Origin of the sequence: Pseudomonas mediterranea CFBP 5447 (assembly GCF_000774145.1) — a bacterium.
Classification (GTDB): domain Bacteria; phylum Pseudomonadota; class Gammaproteobacteria; order Pseudomonadales; family Pseudomonadaceae; genus Aquipseudomonas; species Aquipseudomonas mediterranea.
In genome coordinates this window covers 24,853-38,443 of the sequence record NZ_KN322981.1, presented here as the reverse complement: position 1 = coordinate 38,443, position 13,591 = coordinate 24,853, and the positions used below count along the sequence as shown (strand labels likewise).

The 13,591-nt window shown below is 57.3% G+C and carries 8 protein-coding genes and 1 pseudogene; all 9 read left to right on the top strand.

Annotated elements, in window-relative coordinates:
* The first annotated feature begins 258 nt into the window (after nucleotides 1–258).
* The 9 genes and pseudogenes from N005_RS03170 (at nucleotide 259) to N005_RS03135 (ending at nucleotide 13,572) form a co-directional block, all read left to right on the top strand.
* On the top strand, nucleotides 259–1,122 hold the full coding sequence (locus N005_RS03170) for an integrase domain-containing protein (protein WP_047699352.1): 864 nt from the start codon (nucleotides 259–261) through the stop codon (nucleotides 1,120–1,122).
* Between the two features lie 411 nt (nucleotides 1,123–1,533).
* Nucleotides 1,534–2,277 (top strand): annotated as a pseudogene (gene mobH / locus N005_RS30095) (MobH family relaxase); the annotation flags it as partial.
* A gap of 24 nt (nucleotides 2,278–2,301) precedes the next feature.
* Complete coding sequence (locus tag N005_RS30090; protein WP_483414341.1) at nucleotides 2,302–2,901, top strand: conjugal transfer nickase/helicase domain-containing protein; 600 nt, start codon at nucleotides 2,302–2,304, stop codon at nucleotides 2,899–2,901.
* Nucleotides 2,902–3,147: 246 nt separating this feature from the next.
* Entirely contained in the window at nucleotides 3,148–3,474 is a 327-nt protein-coding gene (locus N005_RS03160) for a hypothetical protein (protein ID WP_047699348.1), read from the top strand.
* A 496-nt stretch (nucleotides 3,475–3,970) separates the two neighbouring features.
* The gene (locus N005_RS03155) at nucleotides 3,971–6,472 is read left to right on the top strand and encodes a type I restriction-modification system subunit M (protein ID WP_047699346.1); all 2,502 of its coding nucleotides are present in this window, start codon (nucleotides 3,971–3,973) and stop codon (nucleotides 6,470–6,472) included.
* Nucleotides 6,465–7,784: a restriction endonuclease subunit S gene (locus N005_RS03150; protein WP_052126350.1), complete on the top strand. Its 1,320-nt coding sequence runs from the start codon at nucleotides 6,465–6,467 to the stop codon at nucleotides 7,782–7,784. The genes N005_RS03155 and N005_RS03150 overlap by 8 nt, the downstream gene beginning before the upstream one ends.
* Nucleotides 7,785–7,789: 5 nt before the next feature.
* Complete coding sequence (locus N005_RS03145; protein ID WP_047699344.1) at nucleotides 7,790–9,451, top strand: ATP-binding protein; 1,662 nt, start codon at nucleotides 7,790–7,792, stop codon at nucleotides 9,449–9,451.
* Nucleotides 9,452–9,547: 96 nt separating this feature from the next.
* A complete protein-coding gene (locus N005_RS03140) occupies nucleotides 9,548–12,874 on the top strand; it encodes a type I restriction endonuclease subunit R (protein ID WP_047699342.1) in 3,327 nt (1,108 codons plus the stop codon).
* A complete protein-coding gene (locus N005_RS03135; protein ID WP_047699340.1) occupies nucleotides 12,871–13,572 on the top strand; it encodes a M48 family metallopeptidase in 702 nt (233 codons plus the stop codon). Before N005_RS03140 ends, N005_RS03135 begins: the two co-directional genes overlap by 4 nt.
* Nucleotides 13,573–13,591: the final 19 nt, after the last annotated feature.

Below are 13,591 nucleotides of genomic sequence, written 5' to 3'. Positions count from 1 at the left end.
ATGCCGACTGCTTCCACTTAACAATTCCATCCATTTCTTGGAGTACTCATCAACACTAAAAACTAACTCATCCCGCTCCATCTCCGCCCTATCTTCCAGCAGGAAGCAAGACGGACGTCTCAGTCGAGACATCGGTGTTTCCTGGACACCATGCCCCTGCCCTTCGGGGATCTCGCCTAGCGAGTTGGCACCAACACTTACCAATGATTTTCAGGACAGGACAACAACACAGTCAAAGCCTGTGAGCGTGGATGGTATATGGACGATTTGACCTACACCCTGCGGCAACTTTGCCGACGCAATCGCGATGGCAGTCACAACACTCAGGCCGACCGTATCCGCTCATTGGGGCTGATTGCCCGCCAACTGCGCGAGTCTGGTTTCCGACAGATGAGAGCCCCCTCGCTCAAGGGCAAACACGTACTGGCACTGCTGGATCGCTGGCAAGGCGAAGGCCTGTCACCCGGCACCATCAAAAATCGGCTTGCGCACCTTCGATGGTGGGCTGAAAAAATCGGCAAGGCTGGCATTCTCCCCGCCGACAACACACAACTGGGTGTGGCCGACCGGCGCTTCGTCACCAACGTCAGCAAAGCCCAGGAACTGGGAACATACCTTGGCAAGATCACCGACGCCCACGTGTGCATGAGCCTCCGGCTTCAGTCGGCGTTTGGGCTACGCCGTGAGGAAGCGATCAAATTTCAGCCCAAGTATGCGGATCAAGGAGATCACATTCTCCTCAAGGGCTCATGGACGAAGGGTGGGCGTGATCGCTCTGTGCCGATCTCTACTTCGCTACAGCGCGAGGTGCTGAACGCGGCACATCAGCTAGCGGGAGCCGGATCACTCATCCCGGCTCAGAAAACCTATATCCAGCAGAGAAACACCTACGATGGTCAGTGCAAGGCAGCAGGCCTGAGCCACATGCATGGGCTACGTCATCATTATGCACAAAGCCGTTACATAGCTTTGACAGGGTGGAAGGCACCGGCGGCAGGAGGAATCTCTTCCAGGGAATTGACCCCAGTGCAGCGTTCTCAAGACATCATTGCTCGACAAATTATCAGCCGTGAACTCGGGCATGAGAGAACACAAATTACTGCGACCTATCTCGGACGATAACTCAGGGCGTCGACGTCAATAAGCCGTAAGAGTGCGCCCCACTCCGCACCTCGTTAGCGCCTCGACCTGACCAGGCGTATTTCCAGTTAATACGGATATGGGTAGTGGCGCATTTAATCTTTCTGCGCTTGCCGGTTGCGTGTCCTATGGGCACGAGAAATGGAATGCCTGCTCGGCGAGCATTCCCGGCTTCAGTCACCTAAACACACCCGCAAGCGTGGATAACTGAGGGCGTCGCAAGAACCCGCCCGCTGCCCCTAGGGAATGCCAACTAATCCGGCCCACTCGCCTCGTGCTTTGCCCACTGACAGGTCTGTCGGCGCTCTGGAGCTAAGCGCTCATCCATATTCATGAGTGCTGCCTCATGTCGTCGCCAAGTGAATACCCCCTTTTTTCTCGACAGGAGCAATTATGTTCTCACTGTTCCATCGCAAGCTTCGGCGTGCACTCGACCCTACGGCTGCAGCCAGCCCAACATCACCCGCTGGTCTGACCACTCCCCAATCTGCGAAATCACTCTTGGCCACTCCCCGTAGACAAAAGTTGCTGGAGCAGATCTGGCAGTGCACCGCCGTATCCCGCCCTCAATTCGATGAACTTTATCTCGACCCAATTAGACGATACGCCGAACTGGTTCAACTTTTCCCTGCATCCGAAAGTCAGCATCACGCTTACCCCGGTGGGATGCTGGACCAAGGCCTGGAAGTAGTTACGTACGCTCTAAAAATTCGCAGAGCACGATTACTACCCCCAAGAGCTCAACCAGAAATTCAGATCGTCCAGGCGGAAGCATGGAGTGCCGCACTGGCATACGCCAGCCTGAGCGAAAACCTTGGCAAGATTGTGATTGATATCCAGGTCGAATATTCGGACGGCTGCGCCTGGCACCCATGGCACGGGCCGCTGGCGCGACCTTACCGATTTCGATACCGCAAAGACCTCGATTATCGACTGCACGGCCCCGCATCCTGCCTGATAATCCAGCAACTATTAAGCAGCAAAATCCTGGACTGGCTTTTCGCTTTCCCCGAACTGTGGGCCTCGCTCATAGCCCACTGGTCTGGCCATAGCGAACATACCGGCGCACTCGGCGCGATCATTATTCAAGCCGAACAAGCTTTAGTAGCCAAAGCCCCTGCACAGACCACCACGGCAGCTGAGAGCTATAGGCCAGCGACCATCGCCACACAATCAGATCCATCACTGTCAGATACACCATCAACCGACGATTTCGACTCATTAACGAATCAAATCGGCGAGCCTCCCAAGTGGCCTGAAGATTCCGACTCTGCCCCCATCACCAAATCTGCCCCCTCGCCAGAAGAACCGTCCGAGCCAGACAAGGATGCAAAGCCAAGCGGCGCACACTTCATGGAGTGGCTGATCGAAGGTTTACGCACTCACGAGATCATCATGGATGACGATCAAGCGCTGGTGCACTCCGTCGAAAACACACTCTTCTTGGTCACTCCTGGAATCTTCCAACGCTACGCGAAAGCATTCCCTCATCTCGCCTCCATCTCGAAAAGCCAGGGGCAGCCTGACTGGGAAGGAGTTCAAAGGCGCTTTGGAAAAATGAAACTGCACCGTATACAAGCGAACGGTCGCAGCATCTGGACATGTGAACTAAGCGGTGCGCGCAAAACACGCTTCTTACACGGCTATGTCTTGAAAAAGCACTATGGCTTGGTAAGCGATTCGTCCCTTAACAACCCGAAGCTGAAGGTGGTGACGCCAGGCAGTGCGAAGCCTCACACAACATTAGGAAACACTCGATAACCGGTTTCCGGATTGACAGCAAATGCCCCCAGCGGCATTTTTGCTATGCATCTCGCTGATTCGCTCAGCACCAGCCGCCAGGATCTTCAAGACGGCGCTGCGGTTCTCCGCAGGATCCATCATATGACCGCATAGCTTCCGGCAGCGCGGACAGTCGACTTGAATGTCGATGGAAGCATGACTTTCCCACCCACGACGGGCCTTTCCCGTCGTGGGGAAGGCCTTTTTTTATTTCAGGAGGCCTTAATGAAAATGGAACTGGCGATGTATCAGGCACTGCGCGCAATCGACGTGCCTGAGCTCAAAGCTGAAGCCGTTATCCAAGCATTGGAATCTGACATGCTCACATTACTCGCTACGAAAAGTGATCTTACAAATCTTGACCAGCGGTTGACTGCCGAGATCAGTAGAACAACTGCTGAAATCGGCAAGGCGACTGCTGAGATCGCTAATACTAATCATCGACTGACTGCAGAGATCGCTAAATCTGATCTCAAGTTATCCATTCGCATGGCTTCCATGCTCGCAGTCACGGTCGGCATCTTGATCGGGGCGATGAAAGTTTTCTTGTAGTTTTCTCAGCGTTTATTGCCCCCCTAAAAATCACCTGTCCTTCGACAGGTGATTTTTTCGCGACTCGTGGCAACGGGCAAGACAGTAAGTTTGACTCTTTCCATGCCCAGGCGTGCTCTGATTTAGCGATTGGGGCTCGCTTAATTTCACTACTCCCAACGCTCATTTGCCGCCGAGTTGAATCAACGGGACGTAATCGGGGCGTCCTCCTCGGGTGATCATAAAAGCGTGGTGGACTAAGTAGCTCTGCAGCCCGTACCCGACTGGGGATACAGCAGTTCGCTTATGGCGAACAGCCCAGGGCCCTTCACGCTGATATGGGCATCAGTGCGAAGTCGCAGACATGAAAAACTCAGTACAGCTTGCGCTAAGCGCCTAATCTGACTCCGCGCAACCGAGACTGCTCAGTACCGAGCGAGGATTGGGATACAATCACCGGCATTTAATACCATCAGGATCGGCATCCGCTCCCTGAGTATCCACAAGAGATTCCGCAATGCCCCTCACGCTGCAACAACTGGAACGCCATCTGTTCAAGGCTGCCGATATTCTGCGCGGCAAGATGGATGCCTCAGAGTTCAAGGAATACATTTTTGGCATGCTGTTCCTCAAGCGCTGCTCCGACGTATTTGAGGAGCGCTATGAGCAGGTCGTTGCCGACGAGATAAACGCTGGGAAGAGCAAGGCCGAAGCCTTTGTAACAGCGGAAAACCCGCGCTGGTACAAGCGTGATGGCAATTTTTGGGTGCCCAGCCATTCGCGCTTCAAGTATTTGCTCAACGAAGCTCACATCAACGTCGGCAACTTGCTCAACAAAGCGCTGGGTGGCATCGAGGAAAATAACGTTTCCCTGGAAGGGGTGCTGGAGCACATCGACTTCACCCGCAAAGTAGGCCAGAGCAAGATTCCCGATCAGAAGCTGCGCCAACTCATCACCCACTTTGGTGAAGTGCGCCTGCGTAACAGTGACTTCGAATTCCCTGACCTGCTCGGGGCAGCCTATGAGTACCTGATCGCAGAGTTCGCCGACTCGGCCGGAAAAAAAGGCGGCGAGTTCTATACGCCACGCCCGGTGGTGAGACTGATGGTGCAACTGCTCAAGCCGACCCTAGACCACGATGTCTATGACCCCTGCTGCGGCTCGGGCGGTATGTTGATCGCTGCCAAGGAATATATCGACGAGCACGGCGAGGATGGCCGCAAGGCCAACCTGTTTGGCCAGGAATTCAACGGCACCGTCTGGTCCATCGCGCAGATGAACATGCTGCTGCACGGCATCAGCAACGCTTGGCTGGAGAACGAAGATACCCTGGCTGACCCTCGGCATATCGAGGGCGGCGAACTGCGCCGCTTCGACCGAGTCCTCACCAACCCGCCATTCTCCATCAACTGGGGTCATACCGAAAAAAGCCCGGATGGCAGCCTGTCCTGGAACCCGACATTCCGCGAGCAACGCTTCTGCTTCGGCGAGGTGCCGCTGGGCTCGAAAAAAGCCGACCTGATGTTCCTCCAGCACATGCTCGCCGTGACCCGCGACGAGGGCATGATCGCCACCGTACTGCCCCACGGAGTGCTGTTCCGGGGCGGAGAGGAACGCGGCATCCGCGCCGGCATTATCGAGAACGACCTGCTCGAAGCAGTGATCGGCTTGCCGGCCAACCTGTTCTATGGCACCGGCATTCCGGCATGCATCCTCATCCTGCGCCAACAAAAGCAGGAAGGCGCCAACCGTGTCAGCGCCAAGCCTGCCGAGCGCCAGAGCAAGGTGCTGTTTATCAACGCCGACCGCGAATACTTTGAGGGCCGTGCGCAGAACTACCTGCTGCCCGAGCACATTGAAAAGATCACCACCGCCTTCGACGAATTTCGCCGGATCAACGGTCTTAGCGACGTGGTGGATATCGCCACACTGCGCGACAACGATTACAACCTGAATATCCGCCGCTACGTGGATAACGCACCGCCGCCCGAGCCGCATGATGTGCGTGCTCACCTGCTGGGCGGGGTGCCCAAGGCCGAAGTCGACGTGAAAGCTCCGCTGTTCGCCACCCACGGCCTCGACCCGAATGACCTATTCGTGGCGCGTGATGCGCATTACTTAGACTTTCGCAACGAATTAAGCCGCCGCACCGACCTTAAACCGGCCATCGAAGGCAATGCCGGCCTGCAGGCCAAGGAAGCCGCCCTGAGTGAGGCTTTCGAGACCTGGTGGCGCGCATACAGCCCGCATATCACTGCTCTGGCTGGGAAGTTGGATAACAGCGCCGCGCTGATCCAGTTGCGCGCCGAACTGCTGGCCAGCTTTAGCCAGACGCTCGAAGGCGTCGGCCTGCTCGACCCCTTCCAGATTCGGGGCATCGTCGCCGGCTTCTGGTACCAGAGCAAATACGATTTTCTCGGTTTGATGGCGCGCGGCAGCCGGGGCGTGATCGACGCCTGGCGTACCAGCATCATCACCGCCTTGGAAGACAAAGCCAGCAAGCAAAGCCCGCTGGAGCACAAGCTAGTGAAGTTTCTGCTCAGCGATTTCGTTGCCGAGCTGACCGAGCTAGAAGCTAAAAAGGGCGAACTAGACAGCCAGCTCAAGGCAGCAGCCCCAGCCAAAGAGGAAGAGGAAGAGGCTGACGAGGCCGACTGCGCAGCGGATGTCGACGATGAGGAGAACTCCATTGACAAAGCCCAGCTAAAGTCCTGGAAGGCCGAATTGGCGAAGATTAAGAAACAGCTCAAAACTCAGCAGGAAAACTTCGCCAGCCACCTCAATCAGGCCGTCGACGGTCTGGACGAGGCACAGGCCGCCGATCTGTTGCTGACCATTCTGCACAACGATATGCAGACCATCGTCGAGCGTTATATTGCCGCCCAGCGCACGCAGATCATCACCGTTTTCGAGAACTGGTGGGATAAGTACCGAGTTACGCTTAACGAAATCGAGCATAAACGCGATGCGGCGGCGGTGGCGCTGCAGGGGTTCTTGAGGGGGTTGGGGTATGTCTGATCTTTATCGCCCAGACTGGCCTCTGGTCAAAATCTCCGACTTTGCAGAAATCAACATCGGCGGGACGCCATCCCGTGCTGTACCACAATTTTGGGCGACCAAGCCCGAGGGCAGCCCTTGGATTGCCATTTCCGATCTGAAAGGCAAGTATGTCGATGACACCAAGGAATACATCACCAATCTTGGCGCTAAATGCAGCAATGTAAGGCTGATCGACCCATTCACCACGGTGATGAGTTTCAAGTTAACGGTCGGGCGGACGGCGATCATTACCCGGCCAATGTATTGCAATGAGGCGATTGCAATCTTTTCGCCTAAAAGTGATGCATTGAGTGGCAGTTGGCTTTATCACGCCCTCCCCCGTGCAGCACTGAGCGTTGTGACCGACAACGCCGTAAAGGGGGCTACACTCAACAAAGCCAAGATGGCGGAAATGACAGTTCAGCTTCCGCCAATCACAGAGCAGAGCAAGATTGCCCTGATCCTCGACACCCTCGACACCACCATCCGAGAAACTGAGTCGCTGATCGACAAGCTCAAGGCCGTCAAGCAAGGCCTGCTGCACGACCTGCTGACTCGCGGCATCGACTCCAACGGCCAATTGCGTCCTCCGCAAAGCGAAGCGCCGCAGCTCTATAAGAACTCGCCGCTGGGCTGGATTCCGAGAGATTGGAATGCCTCACCGCTGTGCATGCTTACCAAGCTCATCACCAGCGGTTCTCGAGGTTGGGCTGCTTATTATGCGGAGAACGGAACTCTCTTCTTGCGTAGCCAGAATATTCGCATGGGCTATTTAGACTTCGCCGATCGACAACTCGTGAAACCGCCGACTGGAGGTGAGGGGGAACGTACAAAACTAGAGCCATCAGACCTCTTAATCACGATTACAGGTAATGGTGTTGGCAATGTGACCCATGTGCCAGATGAATGGGATGAGCCTGCCTTTGTCAGCCAGCATGTAGGGCTGGTTCGCTTCAATGATTCTCAGCTTGCACTTTTGGCTGCGCACTACTTTGTTGAAGGAGCGCCTGGTAATCAGCAGATTTCTTCTGTCCAATATGGCCAGAGCAAGCCTGGGTTGAGCCTCGAAAATCTACGAAACTCTTGGGTACCGGTGCCTGCAGAAGGCGAGACTTCAGTCATTAATAGCAAGATCGCGTGTGCATACGAGCGATTAGTCCGAGAGGAAGGATTGGCTCATCAGCTACGTAGCTTGAAGCTGGGCCTAACGGACGACCTCCTAACCGGCCGCGTCCGCGTCACCCCGCTATTAGAATCCATGCAGAAAGCGGCCGCACTAAAGGAGGCCTGATTGATATGTCCCAGCGCCTACCGCCCCGCGAATCCCTCACCGTCGAATTCAAGAGCGACCGCAGCAAGCTCCCCGACCGTGAGCTGATCGAGGCACTGGTTTGCCTAGCCAATGCCGAGGGCGGCGAGCTGTGGTTGGGCGTCGAAGATGACGGCACACCCTCCGGCCTGCATGCCGAACACCGCCTGCAGGAGGGCTTGGCCGGCATGGTCGCAGCGCGCACCTCGCCGTCGCTTAACGTACAGGCCGAGGCGCTCGATCTGGATGGTGTGACCGTGACGCGCATTCATGTACCCAAAGCCCATGGCGAGGTGGCCACCACGGGCGGCGTTTACCTGCGCCGCCGCTTGAAACACGACGGCACTCCCGAATGCGTAGCCATGCTGCCCCATGAGCGCAGTAGCCGCGCAAGCAACTTCGGCCTGCTCGACGTCTCCGCCCAGCCGGTGTCCGGCGCCACCCTTTCCGACCTCGACCCGCTGGAACGCGAACGTCTGCGCCAGGCAGTGCAGCAATACGGCGGCGACCGAGTGCTGTTGGAACTGGACGATGAAGCCCTGGACGGCGCACTGCTGCTCACGGCGCGCCAACCGGACGGTACGCGTGTGCCGACTCTTACCGGTCTGCTACTGATCGGCCGGGAAACCTCCCTGCGCCAACTGGTGCCCACCCATGAGTTCGCTTTCCAAGTGTTGGCCCAGCAGGCCGTGCGCTTCAACGAGTTTCGCCGCTTCCCATTGCTCAAGGCGCTGGACTGGCTGGAAACCAACTTCCGTCCCTACAACCCAGAGGAAGAACTACAGGTCGGCCTGTTCCGCGTGCCAGTACCGAAGGTCGACCTCGGCGCCTTCCGTGAAGCCGTAGCCAATGCCTTGGTCCACCGTGACTATCATGGCAGAGGCGCGGTGCATGTGCGCCTGGAGGACGATGCCCTGGTGGTCAGCAACCCCGGCGGCCTGGTCGATGGCGTGACCCTGGCCAACCTGCTGGTGACCGAACCGCGCCCGCGCAACCCGGCCCTGGCCGACGCCATGAAGCGAGTCGGCGTGGTCGAACGCTCTGGCCGAGGCGTGGACAAGATTTTCCGCGGCATGCTCAAGTTCGGCCGGCCGGCCCCGGACTATAGTTACACCACCGCCCAGAGCGTGGTGTTGCGCCTACCCACCGCAGAGGCCGACCTCGATTTCCGCCGCCTGGTAGTCGAGCACGAGCGCTCCACCAATGCCGAGCTGCCCATTGACAGCCTGATCGCCCTGGCCGCCCTACGCGAAAGCAAGCGCGTCACAGCTGACGAGTTGGCCGTACAGATCCAGCGCGACACCGCTAGCGCCAAGCGCACCTTGGAAGCACTGACTGAAGCCGGCTTGATCGAGGCCCACGGTTCTACCCGAGGGCGCAGCTATACACTGTCGGCCAGCCTGTACCAGGCCGTGGGCGACAAGGCCGGCTATACCCGCCAAGCAGGCTTCACACCCATTCAACATGAGCAGATGGTGTTGAACTACGTGCAGCAGCATGGACAAATCAAACGTGCCGAGGTCATGGGGCTATGTCGCATATCAACTGACCAGGCGGCCAAGCTGCTGAAAAAGCTGAAAAATAAAGGCGCCATTACACAGAGCGGCAAGAATCGAGGGGCAGCCTACACTCTTGGCGCCTTGGAGTGAGCAAAAATGAGCCGGAATGAGCCGGAATGAGCCGGAATGAGCCGCTATAAGCCTGTATGAGCCCATACACGCCTGAACTGGATTAAAGGAGTAACCGTGGGCTGGGAATTGGATGACGTCGAAAAACCCTTTGTGGCTCAATTACAGGGACTGAACTGGAAGCATATCGAGGGCAGCCTCGACGACCCGGCCATCACTGGCCGCAGCAGTTTCAATGAAGTGATTCAGCGGGCCGCTCTGGCAGAGCACTTACGTGCCATCAACCTGCGTGACGGTCAGCCATGGTTGGACGAGCAGCGCATTGCCGAAGCACTGGCGGCCATTACCCGTGTAGGCGCCGGCAAGCTGATGGAAGCTAACCAGACGGTCACTGAGCTGCTGCTCAAAGGCATCACTGTCGACGGCCTCCCGGGCTGGGAAGGCGGGCGTGGTCAGACCATCCAGTACATCGACTGGACCACGCCAGCCAATAACCACTTCAGTGTGATCAACCAATTCCGAGTGGATTGCCCGCCTGGGTATAACAGCGGCAAGAAATTTATCGTCCCGGATCTGGTGTTGCTAGTGAACGGCATACCGTTGGTGGTGGTGGAGTGCAAGAGCCCATCCGTCCCAGAACCGCTGGCCGAGGCTGTCGATCAATTACGTCGTTACAGCAACCAGCGCAAGGCGGCCTTCGAGGTCGAGGAGAACGAGGGCAACGAGACTCTATTCGCCAGTGTGCAGCTATTGGTCGCCAGTAGCTACGACGAAGCACGAGTGGGCTGCATTGGGGCCGGCTTCGGGCATTTCTCTCAATGGAAAACGGTGGTTGGCCCGGAGGGCAACGGCAGCGAGCAGTCAGTAGCCGAACAACTGGGCAAGGCCAAGCTGTCCGAGCAGGAACGCTTGGTGGCAGGCATGCTGACGCCGGCCCACCTGCTCGATTTGATCAGGCACTTCATGTTGTTTATGCAAGTTGGCGGGCAGACCATCAAAACGGTCTGCCGCTACCAGCAGTACCGCGCAGTGAACCGTACCGTGACCCGCATGAAACGCGGGCAGACACGTCTTGAGCATGGCGAAAGCGACCAGCGCGGTGGCATCGTTTGGCACACTCAAGGCTCGGGCAAAAGCCTGACCATGGTATTTCTGGTGCGTAAGATGCGCACGGATACACAGCTGCGACGCTTCAAGATCATCGTGGTCACTGACCGTAAAGACCTGCAAAACCAGCTCGCCGCCACCGCCACTCTGAGCGGTGAACTGCCGGAGGTGGCCTCCAATATCGAGGGTGTTAAAGCCTTGGCACGCCGCCAGGGCCCAGGCCTGGTATTCGCCACCATTCAGAAGTATCGCAATCCCGAGCAGGAGGACGATGGAGAGGCGCCGATCCCGGCGCAAGCTGCTCCCCCCCTCAAAGCCGCAGAAAAGCGCGTGCCCTATCTTGTGAACAAGCCGTTCGAGGTGCTCAACCACGACGAGAGCATTCTGGTATTGATCGATGAGGCGCACCGCACCCAGGCCGGCGATCTGCAGGCAAACCTGCTGGCGGGCCTGCCCAACTGCGTGCGCATAGGCTTTACCGGTACACCTATCATCATGGGCGATAAGAAACGCACCCACGAAATTTTCGGCGCGTTCATCGACAAATACACCATCAAGGAAGCCGAGGCAGATGGCGCTACAGTGCCGGTGCTTTACGAAGGACGCACTGCCCAGGGCGCATTAAAAGATGGAGCGAGCCTGGATGAACTGTTCGAGGATTTGTTCCGCGAGCACAGTCAGGACGAGCTGGAGCTGATCAAGAAAAAATACGCCACCAAAGGCCATATCTTTGATGCCCCCGCGCTGATTGCAGATAAGGCGCGCGACATCCTCAGACATTACGTCACCAATATCCTGCCCAATGGATACAAGGCGCAGGTAGTAGCCTATAGCCGGATTGCGGCAATCCGCTATTTCCATGCGCTGCAGGCCGCCCGTGATGAATTGCTGGCCGAGGCTGAAGCGCTGCCAGCAGCCGACAAGGACCTTGACGATGAAGCACTGTGCCAGCGTCCTCCCAAGCTGAAGGCGCGCGTGCAGGCGTGGCGCTATCGCGACAGGCTACGCAGCCTGGAATTCGCACCGATTATTTCCAGCTCAAATAACGATCCGGCCGAGTGGAAAACCTGGACGGATGCCAGCAAGCACGAGCTGCTGATCCAGCGCTTCAAGAAGCCCCTGAATCATGAGCAGCCGGGCAAGGCCGACCCGCTGGCTTTCCTGATCGTTAAGTCTATGTTACTCACTGGCTTTGACGCCCCCATCGAAGGGGTCATGTACCTTGACCGGCCAATCAAGGAAGCCGAGCTGCTGCAAGCCATTGCCCGGGTCAACCGTACTGGTTTCGGCAAGCATTGTGGCATCGTGGTCGACTACTATGGGGTCGCCAACCACCTGCGCGAAGCCCTGGCAGCCTATGCCGACGAGGATATCGAAGGTGCGCTGAGCAGCATCAAGGACGAGGTGCCGGTACTGCGAGATCGTCATCTGCGCGTAGTGGATGTGCTGCGTCGCCAGGGCATCGAGTCGCTGGAAGATGCCGAAGCCTGCATTGCCGCACTGGAGTCGGAAAAGGTGCGCGCCGAATTTGCGGTAAAGCTCAAAGCGTTCCTCGACTCATTGGACACCGTACTGCCACGCCCCGAGGCCCTGCCCTTCGTCAAGGATGCCAAGCGCCTGGCCTACAGCCATGCACGTGCGCGCGGACGCTACAAGGACCTGCCGCAATTGGGCAAGGATGTCGGTGCCAAGGTGCGCAAACTGATCGACGATCATGTTATCTCACTGGGCATCGACCCGAAGATTCCGCCGATCCAGCTCACCGATGCAGACTTCGAGAAACAGTTGTCGCGAAGCGTCAACGACCGCGCCAAGGCCTCAGAGATGGAGCACGCCATTCGCTCGCATGTGCGCAAGCATACTGATGAAGATCCGGTGCTCTATCGCAAGCTGTCCGAACGCCTGAACGAGCTGCTCAAGTCGCTGGGCGAGCAGTGGGATCAGTTGGTTGAACAGATGCAGAAGATCATCAACGAGCTGCGCAGCGGTCAAATGAGCGATGACCACAGCCCCCCGGATCTGCCGGAGCACTATGCTCCCTTTCTGCGCACCCTGCTGGATGTGGTATGTGCCGACGCCAATCCACAGCCCGCCGAGCTGCTGCGTTTGAAAGATGTGACAGTGGAGCTGGTCGATCTGTTGGTGGGGGAGCTCCAAAGCCACCGCGATATCTGGAGCCCACGCAAACGAGCAGCACAGGAGGAACTGGCCGGGCAACTATTTGATTACCTGATGCGACTGCGTCCGCCCTTGGTGGGTAGCGATATAGCGGGGGTGCTGTCTGACCGCCTGTTGGATCAAGCGAGAGCCAGCCATGAACGGTTGATGCATCTGTGAGCAATCAAACCCTCACCGTAGACGACCTGCAACTGACGCTACGCCGTAGCGCACGGCGCAAGACCCTACAGATCACCGTCGAGCGTGACGGCACACTTGTCCTGTCTGCACCGCCAGAGATTGAGGAGCAAACACTGCGGGAATTCGTAGCGGAAAAAAGCTTCTGGATTTACTCGCGTCTTGCCGAAAAGGAACGTCTGCAGCGCTCAATCCCCACCAAGGAATACGTCGACGGAGAGGGTTTTCTATATCTGGGGCGAAGTTATCGCCTCAAACTGGTTGATGAACAGGATGTGCCCCTGAAACTCTCTGCCGGTCGCTTCCGCCTGCTGCGTAGCGAACTGCCTCGAGCCCGCGAACATTTTATCCGTTGGTACAGTGAACATGCGCGTAGCTGGCTGGCGATGCGTGTTAAGAACCACCAAACCCGCATGGACTTGATCCCAAGCGGTGTGCGTGTGCAGGATCTGGGCTATCGCTGGGGCTCATGTGGTAAGGGCGCGCAGCTCTATTTTCATTGGAAAACAATCCTACTGCCCAAGTCCATTGCAGAATACGTGGTGGTGCATGAGATGGTGCACCTGCAAGAGCCACATCACACCCCAGAATTTTGGCTCCGCCTGGAGCGCGTCATGCCTGACTACGCACAGCGCAAGACGTGGTTGGCAGAGCACGGGATCGAAGTCGAAGGCGTCTGAAGCTTTTCACTGACTGAAC

What these genes read in the sequence shown, in the direction of transcription:
- N005_RS03170 (WP_047699352.1), top strand. Translation starts at nt 259, where the DNA reads ATGGACGATTTGACCTACACCCTGCGGCAACTTTGCCGACGCAATCGC.
- N005_RS03160 (WP_047699348.1), top strand. Translation starts at nt 3,148, where the DNA reads ATGAAAATGGAACTGGCGATGTATCAGGCACTGCGCGCAATCGACGTG.
- N005_RS03155 (WP_047699346.1), top strand. Translation starts at nt 3,971, where the DNA reads ATGCCCCTCACGCTGCAACAACTGGAACGCCATCTGTTCAAGGCTGCC.
- N005_RS03150 (WP_052126350.1), top strand. Translation starts at nt 6,465, where the DNA reads ATGTCTGATCTTTATCGCCCAGACTGGCCTCTGGTCAAAATCTCCGAC.
- N005_RS03145 (WP_047699344.1), top strand. Translation starts at nt 7,790, where the DNA reads ATGTCCCAGCGCCTACCGCCCCGCGAATCCCTCACCGTCGAATTCAAG.